Annotated in this window: 14 protein-coding genes and 1 tRNA gene; 6 read left to right on the top strand and 9 right to left on the bottom strand. The window is 44.7% G+C overall.

Going from position 1 to position 18,402, the window contains the following annotated elements; genetic code table 11:
• Positions 1–301 precede the first annotated feature (301 nt).
• Positions 302–2,089, bottom strand: coding sequence for an AAA-like domain-containing protein (locus QUA50_RS06985; protein WP_333261986.1), 1,788 nt, complete (start codon positions 2,087–2,089; stop codon positions 302–304).
• 175 nt (positions 2,090–2,264) lie between these two features.
• Here QUA50_RS06985 and QUA50_RS06980 point away from each other — a divergent pair, with 175 nt between their 5' ends.
• From QUA50_RS06980 to QUA50_RS06960, 5 genes are all read left to right on the top strand, one after another.
• The gene (locus tag QUA50_RS06980; protein ID WP_333261989.1) at positions 2,265–2,810 is read left to right on the top strand and encodes an NfeD family protein; all 546 of its coding nucleotides are present in this window, start codon (positions 2,265–2,267) and stop codon (positions 2,808–2,810) included.
• 177 nt (positions 2,811–2,987) lie between these two features.
• Positions 2,988–3,548, top strand: a complete 561-nt coding sequence (locus tag QUA50_RS06975; RefSeq protein ID WP_333261991.1) for an SPFH domain-containing protein — start codon at positions 2,988–2,990, stop codon at positions 3,546–3,548.
• 116 nt (positions 3,549–3,664) lie between these two features.
• On the top strand, positions 3,665–4,183 hold the full coding sequence (locus QUA50_RS06970; RefSeq protein ID WP_333261993.1) for a type IV pilin-like G/H family protein: 519 nt from the start codon (positions 3,665–3,667) through the stop codon (positions 4,181–4,183).
• Positions 4,184–4,202: 19 nt separating this feature from the next.
• Positions 4,203–7,016 carry an AAA-like domain-containing protein gene (locus QUA50_RS06965; protein WP_333261996.1) on the top strand — a complete coding sequence of 938 codons (2,814 nt, stop codon included), beginning with the start codon at positions 4,203–4,205 and terminating at the stop codon, positions 7,014–7,016.
• Between the two features lie 362 nt (positions 7,017–7,378).
• Positions 7,379–8,437 (top strand): potassium channel protein, encoded by a 1,059-nt coding sequence (locus QUA50_RS06960; RefSeq protein ID WP_333262000.1) that lies wholly within the window; start codon positions 7,379–7,381, stop codon positions 8,435–8,437.
• Positions 8,438–8,628: 191 nt separating this feature from the next.
• Here the strand turns inward: QUA50_RS06960 and QUA50_RS06955 are convergent, their stop codons facing one another.
• The 5 genes from QUA50_RS06955 to pyk form a co-directional block, all read right to left on the bottom strand.
• Positions 8,629–9,429 carry a hypothetical protein gene (locus QUA50_RS06955; RefSeq protein WP_333262003.1) on the bottom strand — a complete coding sequence of 267 codons (801 nt, stop codon included), beginning with the start codon at positions 9,427–9,429 and terminating at the stop codon, positions 8,629–8,631.
• A 59-nt stretch (positions 9,430–9,488) separates the two neighbouring features.
• A complete protein-coding gene (locus QUA50_RS06950; RefSeq protein ID WP_333262006.1) occupies positions 9,489–10,826 on the bottom strand; it encodes a restriction endonuclease subunit S in 1,338 nt (445 codons plus the stop codon).
• A 110-nt stretch (positions 10,827–10,936) separates the two neighbouring features.
• On the bottom strand, positions 10,937–12,991 hold the full coding sequence (locus tag QUA50_RS06945; protein ID WP_333262009.1) for an N-6 DNA methylase: 2,055 nt from the start codon (positions 12,989–12,991) through the stop codon (positions 10,937–10,939).
• A 242-nt stretch (positions 12,992–13,233) separates the two neighbouring features.
• Positions 13,234–13,305 (bottom strand) — tRNA-Thr (locus QUA50_RS06940).
• A gap of 94 nt (positions 13,306–13,399) precedes the next feature.
• The gene (pyk, locus tag QUA50_RS06935; protein ID WP_333262012.1) at positions 13,400–15,187 is read right to left on the bottom strand and encodes a pyruvate kinase; all 1,788 of its coding nucleotides are present in this window, start codon (positions 15,185–15,187) and stop codon (positions 13,400–13,402) included.
• A gap of 433 nt (positions 15,188–15,620) precedes the next feature.
• Here pyk and crtR point away from each other — a divergent pair, with 433 nt between their 5' ends.
• The gene (gene crtR / locus QUA50_RS06930) at positions 15,621–16,511 is read left to right on the top strand and encodes a beta-carotene hydroxylase (RefSeq protein WP_333262015.1); all 891 of its coding nucleotides are present in this window, start codon (positions 15,621–15,623) and stop codon (positions 16,509–16,511) included.
• A gap of 159 nt (positions 16,512–16,670) precedes the next feature.
• Here crtR and aroH read toward each other — a convergent pair whose 3' ends face one another.
• The 3 genes from aroH to QUA50_RS06915 all read right to left on the bottom strand — a co-directional run bounded on the left by aroH (position 16,671) and on the right by QUA50_RS06915 (position 18,349).
• Positions 16,671–17,096: a chorismate mutase gene (aroH, locus tag QUA50_RS06925; RefSeq protein ID WP_333262018.1), complete on the bottom strand. Its 426-nt coding sequence runs from the start codon at positions 17,094–17,096 to the stop codon at positions 16,671–16,673.
• A 228-nt stretch (positions 17,097–17,324) separates the two neighbouring features.
• Positions 17,325–18,143 carry a signal peptide peptidase SppA gene (sppA, locus tag QUA50_RS06920; RefSeq protein WP_333262020.1) on the bottom strand — a complete coding sequence of 273 codons (819 nt, stop codon included), beginning with the start codon at positions 18,141–18,143 and terminating at the stop codon, positions 17,325–17,327.
• Between the two features lie 53 nt (positions 18,144–18,196).
• Entirely contained in the window at positions 18,197–18,349 is a 153-nt protein-coding gene (locus QUA50_RS06915) for a hypothetical protein (RefSeq protein ID WP_333262023.1), read from the bottom strand.
• Positions 18,350–18,402 lie beyond the last annotated feature (53 nt).

Genomic DNA, 18,402 nt, shown 5'->3' with positions numbered 1-18,402 from the left:
CACCATTCTCAATAAGGTTTTTATGGGTGTGATCTCCTGCTCAACCCCTACTCCCCACAAAAAATTCCTTCTTTGTGGAACAGGCATCTTGCCTGTTCTTGAGAATGGTACAAAATGTAAGTATTAACTTATATCAGGCATCATTCTCAATCACCTGTTTAGCAACGGGCCGGAGAGCCCGTTCCACAAAAACTAAATTTTCTTGTGGAACGGGCTCTCCGGCCCGTTCTTGAAAACTCCATTTTCTTGTGGAACGGGGCGGAGAGCCCGTTCTTGAGACTGGTACAACCTATGGCTGCTATCAACCTAGCCGATCGCCAAAATACTCCTGATACAACCGACATCTCGGAATGCAATGATTTCCATCCAATTTCACCAACCCCATACTATTTAACTTAAACCCTAATTCTGACCTCAATCTCACTGGCTGGGAAACACTCACAACCTCTCTCATCGCCTCCATTAATTCCGAATATTTCTCTAAATTCCATAAATGCCGCCGCAAATGATCGCTGTAAATTCCCGCTTCAGTCCCCCCCGATTTCACCAACATATTTAAACTCACATCTTGGCGCGAAATGTGATAAATTGCCAGCCTTACCAAATAGGGATGGCCTCCCACTAACGCCATCAATTCTGCAACTTCATTCGCACTCCAATTCAATCCATGCCGCCTTGCCAACTCTTGTACGTGCTGCTGGTTAAACTCCGGCAATTCGATCGGCAACCCCACATTAAACGGCGATTTATTCACATCCAGCGGGATATAAACTTCCGTCGAATGCACCACAATCAAACGAAACTTTTTCCAAATATCTCGCCGTTTTGCTTCTTCATGCAAAGCTCGCAATAACCCAAAAAAATCATCGGCAATTTCCGGCGATTCAAACAGGCGATCGCTCTCATCCAACCCTAACGTCAGAGGTTTTGAAGATTCAGACAGCAAATACTGTTCAAAATAAGCCTTGCAGCACTGATTGCTGCCAATTAAATCGGCTAATTCCCAACACTTGGGCAACTGCTCCAGCATTCCCAACTCTTGACCGATGCTAGCACAAAACCACTGCAAAAATGTATCTGAATTAGCGAATATTCTTCTATTTGCTAGCTGAAAACTCAGCGCTACCGTGCGAGAACCTTGCACTTCTGCGTGATGCAAAATCCTCGCCATTAAGGAAGTTTTCCCCATTTGTCTGGGCGCTTTTATGCGGATCAGCGCTCCCGGTTGGGCGATCGTCTCGTAACAGCGGGATTCGATCGGAGGGCGATCGATATAAAAACGAGAAGCTATTTCAACTTGTCCTCCCGGCAATTCTGGTGGCGCGGCTGGCAGGGGTTGAATTATTGACTTTTTTGTGCTAGTAATTGCGTCCCATTCTACAGCTAATTCATGGTCGGCAGTTAACGATGTGCGACCTTCTTTGATAATGGTTAAAATTTGTGATAATAACTTAAATGAGTCGCCAGCACCGCGCCACAGCCAGGGCTGAATTCCTACCAAATAGCTCAGTAAATCAAAGGAAAGCGGTGTATTTAATTCAACTAAAATCGGTAATATTGCTGGTTTGCGAGCCGTTAAATTGTGCAATTCTTTGGCTAGCCGCACTTGTTCCAATATCATTTCGCTAGCGGCAGATTCTTGGGAAATCAGCAACAGCAAATAATCGCAACCCTTTAAATATGAGGCTGAGTCGCTGCTGTTGTTAATAAAAAAGACTTCGTGTCCTCCCGCCCTCAAAGCTTGGTGTAACTGCTGGGAAAGGGTGTTGTTTGAGGTCGATCGTCTTCGAGGGCTTTCCTTCGGATCGCCCTCGAAGACGATCGCCACTTTAGCCCTCACCAGCAGTACCTCGTCTGACTCTGAATTCGCATCAAAATCGGCTAAATCGCGCCATTCCTGCCCCAATCCGCGACAAATCTCGATGAAATTGGCATAATCCACAGGTTTGCCATTCAGAAAATGGCTGACAGTAGATTGCGCCATCCCTAAATCCTCAGCCAAGATTTTCTGACTGGGGAAGCCATTTCTCAAGAGACAGGATTTAACTGCGCGAATGCACTCTTCGCGCACCCTTAGCGATCGTGGCATTGCTTATCACAATCAAGACACTGAAACCATCATAAATGCCAACCGCCCCTAAAGTCGATGAAAAGTCGATGAAAAGTCGATTATTTTTCAAATAACTCAGTCGCCAACTCAAATAGCCGCCTGATTAGATTAGAAATAACAAGGTTGAATCCCATCGCAACGAGGTAAAAGCATTGTGTATTCTATCCAAATTTTGTCGCTGGCGTCAGCCACTAATCAACCAGGTTTCGCATTCACCCCGCCCCTATTCTGGCTGCTAATCGGAGTTGTGCTTAGTGCGATCGAGCTATTAATCATCAAAACTCAGCCCCAAAAATACAGGTTTTACCTGTTAATGATGGGTTCTTCTGCTTTAATTGAGTCCTTTATTTTGTGGAGAGGATCTGTAGCATTTCAGTTTAGTTGGGCGAACATAATGTATGAAGATTTTGACTGGCAAATCTTCTACTGGATGGGGATAGCCCTCGCGCTGAGTATCTGGATCCGACCAATTTTTATTGTTCGCAAAAAGTTTGTGATTCCCGAAGCCACGGAAGCGACAACAATCTCGGAAATTTTCCCCGGAGAAACTGGAATGGTGATTTATGAAGGGGCTTCGTGGAAAGCCCGCAACGAAGATTCCCAAGGGGCGATCGCACCCCGACAAAAAGTTTATGTTTTGCGCCGCGAAGGAAACACGTTGATTGTTGTACCTGACAGATTAATTCACATCAACGGCTAAACCTTGGCACTAACCTCAATTCATTCAGAAATTACGCACGCTGTGTTGAGAAACCGGGTTTTTTACCGAATCTGCGGGTTCTAAGGAAATATTTTCGTAAAAAACCCGGTTTCTAAGTCCCGATGTGCAAATCCTATCATCTTTAGTTCACAGCTTAAAATTAGCAGGAGATTCACTATGTATCAGTATTTTTTGATGGTGTTGTTTGCAATCACCGGAGTATCCTTAGTCAACAGCGTCAAAATCGTCCGTCAAGGAGATGAGGCCTTAGTTGAGATTTTCGGAAAGTACGATCGCAAGAAACTCGAACCTGGTTTGACATTTTTGATTCCCTTTGTCGAAACAGTGGCCTACAAACAAACACTGCGCGAGCAAATTTTAAGGCTGTCACCGCAAGAATGCACGACGCGCGATCGCGTTGCCGTCACCGTTGATTTTATTGTGTACTGGCGAATCATTGACTTAGAAAAAGCTTCCTACAAAGTGCAGAATCTCAAGGAAGCGATGTTAAATATGCTGATTCTTTCAATTCGGACTCACCTAGCTAAATTATCTGTTGAGGAACTCTACACGGCTCGACATGAGATTAATAATGCTTTAGTCGAGGAGTTGGATACAACGACAGATCCTTGGGGGGTGAAGTTTACGAGAGTGGAATTGCGCGATTTTGCGATCGGCAGTAAAGTGATTCAGCCAACATCCATTGACAGGAAAGAGGTACAAAAGCTGCGAGCTTAAAGATTAGTATTTCCTCATTTTCATTGTTACCAGGCTCTTCCTGGTAACGCAGATCCAGAGGCTGTGCCTCGCCGACTATAATTCGCATTGTATATACCATTTAAGGAGAGGATATCATGACTAAACATCAAAAATCAAGTATTAACAATTCAACTTATCAAGGTTGCGGCTGCTTATTGCTTTTAATGGGCATTGGAGTAATTGGCGCGATGGTTCTGCCATTATTCCTAAATATTGGCCATATACCCAAGCAATCCGAAAACAAACAGTATGTTAGCGCAATGAACAAAGGTCAGCAAGCCTATTTGGCAGAAAACAATGCTTTTTCCAGTTTTGTTTATGCTTTAGGACTTGGCATTAAAACAGAGACAACAAATTTCAAGTATTCAATTCGTGTCACTAAGAAAGCAGCATTGAATTATGGAGTATCCAAGCAAAACGACTTAAAAAGTTATGTCGGTGGTGTTTTTATAGTTCCTGCTAAAAACTTTGAGCCCAATGCTGCTAAAGAGGAAAGAACTACAACGTCCATCTTGTGCGAAGCTGATTCTCCCGGTACAATTAAACCAGCAGAACCCACCTATGAAAATGGTAAAATTGCTTGTGGTAAAGGCACAACAAAACGGAGCAAATAATCTAATTATAGGCCAGATAATGACAGTCGATTACCAATATCAAATCGGCGGCAGTCTCCCGCAAGATGCACCTACTTATGTAGTGCGACAAGCTGACTCAGAACTTTATCAAGCCCTCAAAGCTGGAGAGTTTTGTTACGTGCTCAATTCCCGACAAATGGGCAAATCCAGTTTGCTGGTGCGAACTGTACAGAAACTCTCCGCTGATGGCATTGCTTGTGCTACGATCGACCTTTCGGACATTGGCAACCAGCAAGTCTCTCTAGATAAGTGGTACGGCGGCGTCGCTTACAAACTCTTGTGCAGTTTCAACCTGTTTAGCCCAGTCGAGTTTATGGCTTGGTGGCGGGAGAGAGATTTGATGTCGCCGGTGCAGCGCTTAGGAGAGTTAATTGAAGAATTGCTGCTGGTCAAAATTTCTCAAAACCTGGTCATTTTTATTGATGAAATTGATAGCGTTCTGAGTTTCCAAGAACCTCTAGACGATTTCTTTGCATTAATTAGATGTTGCTACAATAAACGCGCTCACAATTCAGAATACCATCGCCTTACATTTGCTTTGCTGGGAGTAGCTACGCCATCGGATTTAATTAGCGATGCAACTCGCACGCCCTTTAATATCGGGTTAGCTATTGAATTGCACGGTTTTAACTTACAAGAAGCTCTGCCTTTAGCAAAGGGATTTGAGGGACAAGTAGACAATCCTCAAGAGGTTTTAAAAGAAATTTTGGACTGGACTGGAGGGCAGCCTTTTCTGACTCAAAAGCTTTGCAAGCTGATTTTGCACCATGTAAAAAGTTTAGCGTCGGCTTCTATTATATCAGATTCAACGGATGAAAGCAAAACTGAAATTTTTACTACAAATAAATTATTAATTAGCGAGATAGTGCAATCTCATATTATTGATAATTGGGAATCATCCGATGAACCGGTACACATCAAAACAATTCGCGATCGCCTTCTCAGAAGTCAGCACCGCGCCAGTAGGTTATTAGGACTATATCAAAAAATATTGCCACTTTCAGAACCCCCCGATTGTAGGGGCGGTGCCCCCGTGCCCGCCCTGGTAGGGGGGATCTGCGCCGATGATACTCCCGAACAAACAGAATTGCGGCTGAGCGGATTAGTAGTAAAACGAGCCGGAAAATTAACCGTATCCAACCGCATTTACGCAGCTATATTCAACCATAACTGGGTAGAAAAAGCACTCTGCGACTTGCGCCCCTATGCTGAATCCCTAACAGCATGGATAGCTACAAATTGTCAAGACGAATCTCGCTTGTTGCGGGGTCAAGCACTGGAAGATGCCCGACAGTGGGCGACAAATAAAAGCTTGAACACCCAAGATTATCAATTTTTAGGTGCGAGTCAAGAAGCGGAATTTGCCAAGTTCCGCTGTCAAGAAAAACAGCATAAAGCTGAAATAGAACAACTGCGCCGCGAAAAAAAGTTACTAGAGGAACTAAGCGAAGCACAAAAGCAGAAAAAAGCGATCGCAGTTAAACTTTGGCGCGAGCAACAACTGAGAGTGCAAACAGTTACAGTAGCAGCAGGAATACTGATATTAATTTTGATAGCAGCCTTTTGGATTAAACCATCAATCGAAGAAAGAAACCACAAAATTCTCACTCTCAGTTTGCTATCAGAAACGCTCTTGGCTGCCGATAAAAAAGAGGAAGCTTTGCTAGAAAGCATTAGGGCTGTTAGAGAAATGAAACGATCGCTCGGAGTGAGTTCAGATATTCAGATGCGAGTGGCGATCGCCCTCGAACAGGCAGTTTACAGCTTTCGGGAACGCTGCAGCTTGCAGAGTCAAGCCAGTACCTTTGCTTTCGCGAGTTTCAGTCCCGACAGTCAAACAATTGTGACTGCTACCGATGATAATTATATCAAGCTTTGGCAAACTAATGGAACTTTGCAAGCAACATTAACAGGGCATACTGATAAAATTATCAGGGCAGTTTTCAATGCTAGCGGTCAGATAATTGTCTCTGCAAGCGACGACCAAACTCTCAAAATTTGGCAAAAAGATGGCAAGTTAATTCATGATATAAAAGCACACAGCGGTCAAATAACAAGCGTCTCTTTTAGTCCCGATGGTAAAATTATTGCTTCAGCAAGTGCCGATGGAACAGTTAAGCTATGGAAAATAAACGGTGAAGAATTGTTAAGTTTAAAAGTGGAGCGAGGTTGGATAACCAGCGCGAGTTTTAGCCCCGACGGTCAGATAATTGCTGCGGCTGGCACTGATGGCACTGTTAAACTTTGGAGTTTGAGAAAGATTGTGGAAAAGTTGCAAAAACAGCAGTCAATTGAAGCAAGCTCCGATATCAAATTGCTCCGAACTTTACAGATTGAAAGTGATAAAATAATGAGTGTAGCTTTCAGTCCAGATGGAGCAATGCTGGCGACTGCAAGTGCTGGGGGAACTGCGAGAATTTGGAGCAAAGACGGCACACCGCTAAGTATTTTAAAGCATACAAGTGGAGTGACAAATATCAGCTTTAGCCCCGACAGTCAAATGTTGCTATCTGCAAGCACAGACAAAATGGTGAGGCTGTGGAACATTGACGGTACATTGCTCAAAACTTTAAAAGGTAATAAGGATGCTGTTTGGAGTGCGAGTTTTAGTCCAGACGGCAAAGCGATCGCTACTGCTAGCGCTGACGGTACGGTGATGCTGTGGAATTTTAATCTTGACGATTTGTTGCAGCAGGGTTGCGATGGAGCCCGCAATTATTTTCAGACAAATCCGATCGCCTATCCCAGCAATCGCCACCTCTGCGACGGGATTGGAACTCAGTCGGAACTCACGCAAAAAAAACCGGGTTAATCGATTTTAGATTTTAGATTTTAGATTTTAGATTAAAGAATTGAAGCATTGACTTGCGCGAGATAAATTCGGTGGCTTGTATCCTGGATGCTTTCGGTCAAAATGTTGAGTTTGGCAGCAAAGTATCTAGGCAGAAACTGGCTTTTTGACCAAGATTTTCAAAGGTGGTACCCGCCACGTGATTTATCTCGCGCAAGTCAATCCCAAATCGAAAATCCTCAACCCCCCGCATTTATCCGTGGGGTCGCCTCTAAAATCTAAAATCTAAAATCTAAAATCTAAAATCGATTGACCGCCCCTGCGTCTAGGGCTGATATCGTTAAAATTAGTAGCAGCTAATAGGTAATAGGTAAGCCCGATCGGTGTATTCAACTCTAGAACAAAAGTACCAGCGCCTGCAAAAAGACTTAACGGGCGGAGTCATCGCCCTGGGCGGCATTTTTTGCACCGGTACTCTCTGGTATTGGCAGGTGGAAAAATGGTCTTTGCTCGATGCCGCTTACATGACAGTAATTACCTTAGCAACTGTGGGCTACGGTGAACTTCAGCCCCTCGGCCAACGCGGGCGAATGTTTACCATATGGCTGATTTTGATGGGCGTGATTGTGATTGGTTTCATCGTCAACCGCTTTACAGAAGCGCTGATTGAAGGATATTTTCAAGAAGGAGCAAGAATTAGGCAGCAGCGACGATTGGTAGATTCTTTGATCGGGCATTACATTCTCTGCGGTTTTGGGCGCACTGGCCGCCAAATTGCCTTGGAATTTCAGGCCGAATATATCTCTTTTGTGGTGATAGATTCGGCGGTACAGTCGGTTGAGGCAGCTTTGGCGTTGGGGTACACGGCTGTCCAAGGAGACGCGACTCTGGACGAAATTTTGCTGAGTGTGGGGATCGATCGCGCAATTTGCATAGTAGCAGCTTTGCCTTCGGATGCCGAGAATTTATATACTGTCATGTCAGCCAAAACTCTGAATCCGAAGGTACGGGCGATCGCCCGCGCCACCACAGAAGAAGCCGTAAAGAAGTTGCAGCGGGGCGGCGCCGATGCCGTCGTATCCCCCTACATTACCGGGGGAAAACGCATGGCTGCGGCGGCTTTGCGGCCTCAAGTTATGGATTTTTTAGACGGTGTTTTGACGGGCACCGAGAGTTCTTTTTACATGGAAGAATTTTTGGTCGATCCCAATACTTGTGTCTACGTCGGGGAAACTTTGAGAAATGCCAAGTTGCGATCGCAATCGGGGGCCTTGGTTTTAGCAGTGCGGCGCGCTGGCGGGACTTTGATTGTGGGGCCTACTGGAGAAACTGCGATCGAAGGAGGAGATATGCTGATTTGTTTGGGCACTGCGGAACAACTGCGAACTCTCAATCAAATCCTCAGTCCCCTGAGTTTTCGCCTCCCCCGGCCCCCGAACTAATACGATGTCAGGTTGTCGGAAATGCCAGTCCTCCTTTGGGGCGGTTTCGGCAGGCGTTGGGAAAGTTGGCAGGGTTGGGAGGTGCGATCCCTGTCTATTGATGTTTGGTGAGATGAAGAAGTATCAAAAATAAATTTGATTAAAGCCTTTTTTGATTAACGATTATGCACTATCTTGCTCTCCCAAAAATTCTACGGTTCAGTCTCACCCAATTCTCTCCATGTCCACTTATTAAGGTAATTATCAAGCAAATCATTAAGCAATGGGCGAGCATTCTCGTAATCTTCTACAACCCGACGAGATGGGCGACGGTTGTGAGCTACACAGTTACGCATTTTTTCAATTGCCCCCATACGCTCTTTAAGACCAGCTAAAAAATTAACATCATCCTCATCTTCAATGGGCTTACGATTTATTTCTCTGTATAAGGTATCATAGTTAGCTGAGTTGCAGATATTTTTTAATAAATCACCGATTTTAGGATCGGGGCGTGTATTTAGATTGACATATTGACTGAAAGTTAGATGAAAAAATTGATTATCTACTGCTGTTTTCATTTGCTTTCTATCAGGTTTATCTTTTGCCATAGGTTGCTCCTTTTCATCCTTTAGCAATTCATAAGGATCGCTATCTTGATAAGCATGAAGATAAATGAGGGTTAAGACACGCCGTAGCTTCATTTCGAGGGTGAAAATTTCATCTGCCCAACGAGCAAGATCGTCGTGAAGTAATGAGTCTTCAAATTTGACAATATGAGAGTCTGAAATCGTATCTAATAAAGCTTCTGCGAACTCATCTAAAACGATTTGGGTTTCGTTCGTTTCTTCTGGTAGTTCTAAGGTAAAACCAAGAATGATATTTTGATAATTATTGCCAGCATCATCGGTTTCTTCATTCCCTAGCCGTTGCTGATTAAGAACAATCATTTGCTTAATTTCATCAAGGCTAAATTCATTGAGGTTATCTTCTAGCACTCTAGTTAATACTTCCACTAATGTTGTGCGAATTTCAGTGCTGGATGTATGGCAGTAAGAAAATAGAAATTCAAACCTCATAGTGGGGCAGTTCCAAGTAGTTGTTCTTCAAACCATCCTTTGGCATTTTGCCAACCTGTCTCTGCTTCGGAGCGTAAACGTCGAGCTTCTTCCCGGCGACTATGTACTTCAGCAATGATATATTTTTGAATCTCTTGAGAAGGGATAATAATTGGTATTTCGCCAACCTCCGTCAAGTTAATATTCGCTCTTGCTACTGGACGTTTAAAGTAGTCTAAAAGGCGTTGACCTAAACTGCATCGAAGATACCAGCAAACATACTCTACTAATACATCATTAGAGCTAATACGAACAGCAGCTATAGCCTGATTAATATTGGCAGGTTCATTGAAATCATAGATACCAACGGCTCCGATAGTTCCACCGACAATAGCAATCAGTAAATCGCCTCTTTGTAGTTGAGATCGTTTCATTTTTTCGTTATGAATGTCTTCTCGAATATGAACTTCACTGGTTGGGGTTACTCCACCTTCCTTGGTAATTTCACCACTTCGGACAAAGCGAACCCCATTGGGTGGAGCAACGTAAGCATCGCCTTTCGCTAGAGGTGTTGTTCCCGAGAAAATTAGTTCAGCAATATTAGCATTACCAAGATTTGTTACATGATGCTGTGAACTCTGAATAGTGGTAAACAATTTTTGAAAATAGGGTTGGTTTGAATAGGCATCAACTCGCTCTCCCAGCATTTGAGATAGGCAAATAGCATAAGCTTTACGACTATCAAGGGATGGCAAGCTAATATCTAGTGCATTTAAAATAAATTCATCAAGACTGGAAAGGAGAGCATCAGCTTCTGCTAGTTTTTGTCGTCGCTGCGATCGCGCTTTATCCATTGCAGCAACAAGTTCATGTTGTTTTGGAATTTCAGGTAGAGGAACTTTTATTTCTGCAATATCTTCAAGGTGCAAGTCTGGAACTCCGACACCTTTTACAACACGATTAAACTGCATTCTTGCAGTGTCTGAATTAAGAAAGTAGGTAATAAAAGTTGGTAACGCCCGATCTTCACGAACTCGCAATAGAGCAACGCTTACAAAAATGTCAAAAATAGGTGCATCTAAAGGGACTAATGCTGCTTGTCCTATAGTCCCTATCTTGGTCAGCAAGATATCATTAGCTTTAGGAGAACAACGCTTTGCTAATACCTGATGTTCCTCCTCACTAATAAACTTTGTGTTTTCAAAATAAACATCCCATTCTTTAACATCTTTAACACTAATAAAATGTACGCCTAGATTCCCTGAATCTAGGTATTTGGGTGTGTGATGAGTGCCATCCGAAATTATGGAACATATCTCAAGTAGTGAGCGACAAGTGAAAACAGCTTCTTGCAACCGGATTTCAAAAAGTTGGTAGATAGGCTGATGAAAGTTAGCATTTAATCTTTTAGCAGATTTGCCCTGCGTTACTCCGAAAAATTGTGTTTTTCCGAGTTCAGCAGGGCTTAGACGAAAAAAGGGTTCGGATCTCTTTTAAACTCCCGCCACTGAGCAACCAATCCAGTATCAGGAATAATCTCACGGTGTCGTTCACTCCACCCCTGTTCCTTCGGATTAACTGTACTCCACTCAAAATAAACCCGATAGTCAAAAAGATCGCAACTTTGACGCTCTATTTTTTCTTCCCCTGCAATTTCCTTTTCAACTGTTACATTAAACGTTTTCCGTCCCGTAGCATCGTAACCAATATTTTCCGCCAATGCCATGAAAATTGGTGCATCATCGGGGACTATCTCACCATCCTTTAAGCGACGGAGAAAAAGAATACTTGCTTTCACTCCCGCATCATAATGAGCAAAGGCAAATTGAGGCAGACTAACAACCGCGAGAATTTGAAAATGCGACAGCATCCAATTCCTTACCCCTTGCAGCGAAGAATTGGTCAGAATGCCATCAGGAAGCACGATTGCCGCCTGACCTGTACCCGGTTTAAGATAGGAGTGAACCCGTTCTATAAACAGAATTTCTGTTTTGATGCTAGTACGTTCCTTGACCGCTTTTGCTCCTCGTTTGGCATCCCTTTCGCTTTGTGCCGACTCATCGGGTTCTGTACCAGTTGTTGATTTATTCAAATAACGGCGTAGCTCAAACTGATCGAGATAGCCTTTTTCTTTTTCAGTGCTTTTGACTACCGACCCAAAAGGCGGGTTAGTTAAGATTAAATCGAATTTATCGGGTACAAGTTCGGATTTGAGTTTAGTTAGATTATTTAGAAAATCAAGAGCATCGTGACCAATAATATTAGTATGACCATCATCATGGATAATCATATTCATCTTGGCAACGCGGGCTAATTCCTCATTAATCTCAATCCCAAATAGATTATGTTGTGCGAAGTCGTGCCAATATTTAAAATGTTCTACACCTTCACGTGCATCAGTTTTGTATTTTGGAAAACGGCGATTAGCTTCCCTGCGAACATGATCGAGCGCATAGAGAAGAAATCCCCCAGAACCACAAGCAGGATCAATAACTAAGTTTTTGCGATCTGGATTGAGAATTTCTACAGCAAAAGCAATCAATTCACGGGGAGTAAAGTATTGCCCAAAGTCTCCCTTAAAAAACCCACCCATGAACTCTTCAAAAGCCACGCCTTTTGTATCAAGTTCCGTGCGATCGAGGGAAAGAGCTTCTAAATGTTCAACAACTTGGGCAAGGACGGGCGGATCTACATTAATTGGATCGGTGAATACCCCTGGTTCGCGTTCCTGCTCAGTAGCATAGAGTTTGAGAATACGGTTGGCAAGTTGATCGCTGCTTTCTTCTGTGCGACGCTGAAAAGCATATGGTTCTCCATCTAAACGATCTTGATTCTTCTCGTCTCGATATTTAACAAAAACAATCTTACAAAACTCACCAAAAGCAGCAATAGGACTACGGCGACCTCCTTCCCAGAGGGTTTGATGACATTTGCGAATTGCCGAACGAAGTTCTTCACGGGGAACTGCGGAAAGGTCTTGACCAGTTTTATTTTTGTAGAAACGCCATTCAGGAGGCTTACCGTAACGAATCGGAATATCTGTGAGGTGGTTGCGATCGCGTTCCCCTGGTGGAGATTTTTTCCGATCATCAAAACGTAGGAGACGACGAGTTAAGCCAGCAATAGAACCGCAAAAGGGAGCATCAAGATTGGCACGATTACCACAAGCTTGTTCAATAGCTTGCGTAAATTCTGCATCACTGATATCTGAACGTTTGAGCTCAAAAACAAAATAAGGATCTTTGCCTTCATCATCGTTGTAGATGACTAAATCAGCAAAGTCATTTGGAGTACGTCTTGGTACTTTGACCTCAAACTTAATCCGTTTTGGGTCGTATTCGTACTTATAAATCAGTTCTGCCCAAAACTCTGCCCGAATTTTCTCCTCTGGGTCAGACCAACGCTCAGAGTGATTAGCAGCAATATAGCGGATACGCTCGTTTTTTCCTTCACTTGTAAATTCAGCGTGTCCATCTTCAATAGCTTGTTCAAGGTATGTTCTATTATTTTCAGTAGACATTTAACAATTCATCCATTTTAAATTCTTAATTTGGGATAATTTCTAAAATTTTCCAGCAAGTATTAATGACTCTAATCGCACCCTACCCCTTTACTCTCTCACGCGATCGCCCATTAATCAGATCTAACCACACCGGCACAACAAACTTCCCCTCAGCCCAAGCTGAGCGATCGTATTAATTTGTCAATAAGTACAACAATCTGTCAACGCAGACAAATAATTTGACACTCGACAAACCCCAAAGCCGATGGTGGGATTTGAACCCACGACCGTTCGATTACGAATCGAATACTCTACCCCTGAGCTACATCGGCACAGACAATTTTGAATTATAGCACAACTATAGCGAAAAAAGCAAGGAGTTGTAGAATTTAATTCAAAATTCCACAACTCCTAGCTCACCAACAGTTAAACGGTCACTTCCGTGTCAGTTGAGCCGCCTCTGGCCCCGGAATAAACTAAACCCCGCTGCATATCCAGTGTCAGCATAGTTCCGTCCCGAATTACCCGCGTGGCATTCTTCACGCCCACCATCACCGGCACGCCCAAGCGCAAACCGATAATCGCGGCGTGAGAAGTCAAACTGTCCTCCTCCGTCACCACACCTGCGGCTTTCCGAATCATCTCCACAAAAGCGACGCTGGTGTGTTCCACTACCAAAATTTCTCCTGCGTGGAAATTGCCTACATCCGCAGCAGTGCGAGCAACCCTGGCCATCCCACTCACCGATCCCAAACCGACACCGGTGCCTTTGCCTAAAACTGCTGTCACTACTTCAACTTTGATCAAATCCGTCGATCCGGCAACCCCTTGCAGAGTACCGGCGGTCATTACCACTAAATCTCCGTCGGAGACTAACTCTTTTTCCTGGGCGACTGTCATGGCAGAGTGAAATGTCTGGCCGGTGGAGGGCAAATCCAGCACCAGCAAGGGTTTTACTCCCCATACTAATTGCAGTTGTCGGGCTACGTCTACGTGAGGAGTAACTGCCAAAATCGGAGTTTTGGGTCGGAATTTCGAGACATTTCGGGCTGTGGCGCCGGTTTTGGTCAGCGTCATGATGGCCGCGGCGTTCAATTGTTCGGAGATTTGGCTGACTGCTTGACTGATGCCGTTGGGGATCGATCGACCGATATCTTCTACATTCCTAATATTCCGCTTAATTCCTTCCCTCTCCATCCGCACCGCAATTCTCGCCATCGTCGCCACCGCTTCGACGGGGAACTTGCCGACAGCAGTTTCATTCGAGAGCATCACTGCATCAGTTCCGTCAAGAATCGCGTTGGCCACGTCGGAAATCTCGGCGCGGGTGGGACGGGGATTGTTGACCATGCTGTCGAGCATCTGGGTAGCGGTAATTACCGGAATACCCAGCCGGTTGGAGGTAGCAATCAGCCGCTTTTGCAAAATCGGCACGTCTTCGGCGGGTAGTTCCACTCCCAAATCGCCGCGGGCGACCATCACGCCGTTGCAAAGGGTGAGAATTTCCTCCATTTGTTCGATCGCCTCGTGCTTTTCGATCTTAGCAATCACCGGTACTTGCTTGCCCGCACTGGCAATCAGCTCTTTAATTTCGAGCACATCTTGGGGATTCCGCACAAAGCTCAGGGCCACCCAATCGACACCTTGGTCGAGGCCGAACATTAAATCTTTGCGGTCTTTATCAGTCAGCGCTTTAATTGAGAGGTAAACTCCCGGAAAATTCACCCCTTTGTTGTTGGAAAGCGGCCCGCCGACGACGACGCGGCAGTACAATTCCTGCGCCGCGCGGTCTACTTTTTCGACGAGCATTTCCACTTTCCCGTCGTCTAGCAGAATCATCGCTCCCTCTGGAACTTCCTCTGCTAGGGGTTCGTAGGTGACGGAAGAAATGAGTTCTGTGCCGGGAACCGGGCGGCTGGTGAGAATGAAAGGATCGCCGTTTTTGACAACTATAGAACCTGTTTCAAAGCGCCCTAAACGAATTTTCGGGCCTTGGAGGTCTTGGAGGATGGCAACCGGCTGGTTGAGTTCAAAGGATGTTTGCCGGATTAAGCGAATGCTGCGCTGGTGGTCTTCTTCTGTTCCGTGGGAAAAGTTGAGTCGCAAAGTTGTGGCACCGGCTTCTATGAGCTGGCGCAGCACTTGTGGGTCCGAAGTTGCGGGGCCAATGGTGGCGACGATTTTAGTCCGGCGTAGGGCTTTTGGCAATTGCATCAGCGGTGTTCTGGGGAGGCAGGTGGATTTCTTGTTTAAATTTCGGCTAACGTTTCATCTTTGCACTACAAGCAATGACGCTAGTCTTAAGTCTTAAAAATTTTGATAGTCGTCAAAAAAGCAGGTATTGAACAATATATAGAATATCTGACTTTTTACCCATCGGTAATTTTTTCTTGGGGAGCGATCTTTTTTGCAAATTTTTCCGCTCTCAGGCTTGACATAAATACAGACATACCCATTTATTTTATTTGGTCTGCTGAGCTCTTTTGGCCGATCTAGCACTGGTATCCCTGCACAACAGCAATACTTTCCTGTTTGTGCAAAGGCTAGTTTCTGGCGATCGGACGAAGGTTCTTTCATAAAACTTTACTATTGTCCGGCTTGTATCTTATACTACGCAAGAGTGAAATATTAAGGAGTCTTAACAAAGATGTCGGAGGCAGGACGGCCGCTGACAGTGCCGAAAGAGTTTCTGAGTCCTCCCGGTGACTTCAATCCGACACTGCTGCTGTTTTTGAGTGCAGTAGTGATTATCGTGATTTCTAACTTGGGTTTCTGGTGTTGGGGATGGCCGCAGTGGTGCTGTTTTACGCTGAACGTGTTGGCGTTGCACATGGCTGGAACTGTGATTCACGATGCGTCTCATAATGCAGCCCATCGCGATCGCACAGTTAATGCTATTTTGGGACACGGTAGCGCGCTGATGTTGGGTTTTGCTTTCCCGGTGTTTACGCGGGTACATATGCAGCATCACGCCCACGTTAATGACCCAGATAACGATCCAGACCATTATGTTTCTACGGGCGGGCCTTTGTGGTTGATTGCTGCGAGGTTTTTTTACCACGAGATTTTCTTTTTTAAGCGCAAACTGTGGCGGAAATACGAATTATTGGAATGGTTTCTCAGCCGTTTGTTTGTCGTAGCGGTGGTGTATATTGCCATTCAGTACGACCATTTAGGTTACGTGCTGAATTTTTGGTTTTCTCCGGCTTTGGTGGTGGGGTTGGCCTTGGGGTTGTTTTTTGATTATTTGCCGCACCGTCCGTTTCACGAGCGCGATCGTTGGAAAAATGCCAGAGTATATCCTAGTCCTATTCTAAATATCTTGATTTTGGGGCAGAATTATCATCTGATTCATCACTTGTGGCCTTCTATTCCTTGGTACAATTACAAGCCTGCTTACGAAGCTGTCAAGCCGCTGTTGGATGAGAAAGGTTCTCCTCAAAGTTTGGGAATATTGGAAGGGAAAAAGGACTTTTGGAGTTTTATATATGACATTTTTTTAGGGATTAGGCTGCATCACAAGAAAGCGTCTGATTGACAAAAAACCCGGTTTCTTTAAGAAGCCGGGTTTTTTTTTATAACAAAAGCTTTTAACCATATATCCCCAGGGCAGTTTTTGTAATGTATGAAGTCCCGTAAAAAATAAACCCACCTGTAATGGTGAGTTAACTTTTACATCAAGCCCAAAGTGAATCTATTATTTTTCGCCAGCCACCGCCACCGCTAAATTCCTATCGGGGCGCAAATTTTGAGCTCCCCGCAAATAAGGATGATAAATTTCAGTATGTGCCGGCCAGTTAACGTGAATTAAAAACCGAATGCAGCGTTCCAAAGCTCCCTCAACGTGCATTTGCTGCACGTCCAACAAAGGAACATTACACCAGTGAGGACGTTCGCGGGCGATAGCAGCCGGAAACACAGCATCTAAATCGCGAGTAGCAGAAAACGTAGCACTAATAATTAAATCTGGATTTATATCATTTTTTGCTTCTAATTCATCTAATAATTCTCTCACCGCTTCTCGAATTGCTGCCACCGAATTCTCGCTAGCAGTAGTTGCCCCACGAATCCCCCGCACTTGCCACTCCACGCAAATTTCCTCCATTTTTTTGTTATTAGTCATTAGTCATTAGTCATTAGTCATACTAAATTAGGCTTAAATACCCACTTTATTTCTTAGTCTTCGCTTGAGTGGACTTCGTTTGTCTAGTTTGACCTCAAACTCGTAGGCGAAGCGCTTAGGACGGGCGAAGCGCCACATTTGAGTTTGAGGTCAACTGATTTCAATCGCCCAATCATCCAGAGAGTAACTAATCACTACTGACTCCTGACCAATGACTAATTTATTTAATCACGGGCGATACATCCACAGCGGCAAACCGCTAGTAGAAAGCTCGAATTCCAGCAAATTCTTGTAAGCCCAAAGCCCAGATATATCCAGACTACTCCCCAAGACGCGATTTAGGAAAGGTTTTTGTTTTTCTAGCGTGCAAGACTCGGTTTTTTCCGGGTCGAGGCCTGCGAGTTCGGCGGCAAGGCGGCGAGCGTCCTCTTCTGTTCCCAGTCGATCGACCAAACCCAATTCTAAGGCTTGCTGGCCGGTAAAAACCCGACCGTCGGCAAAACTTTTCACTTTCTCAACAGGCAATTTCCGGGCTTCAGCAACGGTTTCCACGAATTGCTGGTAGCTGGTGTCGATCAAGTCTTGCAGAATTTGCTGTTCCGGATCTGTCAATTCGCGATCGAATGCCAAGATATCTTTATACGGCCCCGATTTAATCACCTGAAAAGAAACGCCTACTTTTTCTAACAGCCGTTCTAAATTGTTACCCCGGATAATCACGCCAATGCTGCCGGTAATTGTACCGGGATTGGCAACGATATGCGAGGCTCCCATGCCGATGTAAACTCCGCCAGAAGCTGAAATATTGCCGAAACTGGCAACAATTTTGACTTTTTCGCGCAAACGCTTGAGCGCGCTGTAAATTTCCTGGGAATCGCCGACTGTGCCGCCGGGGCTGTCTATCCGCAGCAGCAAGGCGGGAAATTTGCGTTCTTCAACGGTTTTGAGAGCTTCTAGGACTCGTTTGCGGGTTTCTCCGGCAATGGCTCCGGTGATTTCGATACGGGCGATTTGTTTGCGGTAGCGGGGCTTGAATGGCCAAATCATGGGCAGTGTACAGGCAAGGTGAAATTTTGTAGCTAACTTCTAGTGTGCCTTATTCATCGGGGTAGATGTTGTGCTTGTGTTGGCAACAGGCAAGATGCCTGTTGCACCTTGATTTTGTGGAACAGGCATCTTGCCTGTTCCAGATTGTTGGCAACAGGCAAGATGCCTGTTGCACAAGAAATTGCTTGATTTTGTGGAACAGGCATCTTGCCTGTTCCAGATTGGCCGAGGTTTGTGCGATCGCACTTAACCCAACACC

It is taken from the genome of Microcoleus sp. M2_D5 (assembly GCF_036701935.1).
In the GTDB taxonomy this organism is placed as follows: domain Bacteria; phylum Cyanobacteriota; class Cyanobacteriia; order Cyanobacteriales; family Microcoleaceae; genus Microcoleus.
This window is presented reverse-complemented; position numbering and strand designations above follow the sequence as displayed.

Bases quoted from the DNA above. Each gene is read 5' to 3' on its own strand.
- QUA50_RS06985 (WP_333261986.1), bottom strand. From the start codon at position 2,089: ATGCCACGATCGCTAAGGGTGCGCGAAGAGTGCATTCGCGCAGTTAAA.
- QUA50_RS06975 (WP_333261991.1), top strand. From the start codon at position 2,988: ATGTATCAGTATTTTTTGATGGTGTTGTTTGCAATCACCGGAGTATCC.
- QUA50_RS06970 (WP_333261993.1), top strand. From the start codon at position 3,665: ATGACTAAACATCAAAAATCAAGTATTAACAATTCAACTTATCAAGGT.
- QUA50_RS06965 (WP_333261996.1), top strand. From the start codon at position 4,203: ATGACAGTCGATTACCAATATCAAATCGGCGGCAGTCTCCCGCAAGAT.
- QUA50_RS06945 (WP_333262009.1), bottom strand. From the start codon at position 12,991: ATGTCTACTGAAAATAATAGAACATACCTTGAACAAGCTATTGAAGAT.
- pyk (WP_333262012.1), bottom strand. From the start codon at position 15,187: ATGCAATTGCCAAAAGCCCTACGCCGGACTAAAATCGTCGCCACCATT.
- crtR (WP_333262015.1), top strand. From the start codon at position 15,621: ATGTCGGAGGCAGGACGGCCGCTGACAGTGCCGAAAGAGTTTCTGAGT.
- aroH (WP_333262018.1), bottom strand. From the start codon at position 17,096: ATGACTAATAACAAAAAAATGGAGGAAATTTGCGTGGAGTGGCAAGTG.
- sppA (WP_333262020.1), bottom strand. From the start codon at position 18,143: ATGATTTGGCCATTCAAGCCCCGCTACCGCAAACAAATCGCCCGTATC.
- QUA50_RS06915 (WP_333262023.1), bottom strand. From the start codon at position 18,349: ATGCCTGTTCCACAAAATCAAGCAATTTCTTGTGCAACAGGCATCTTG.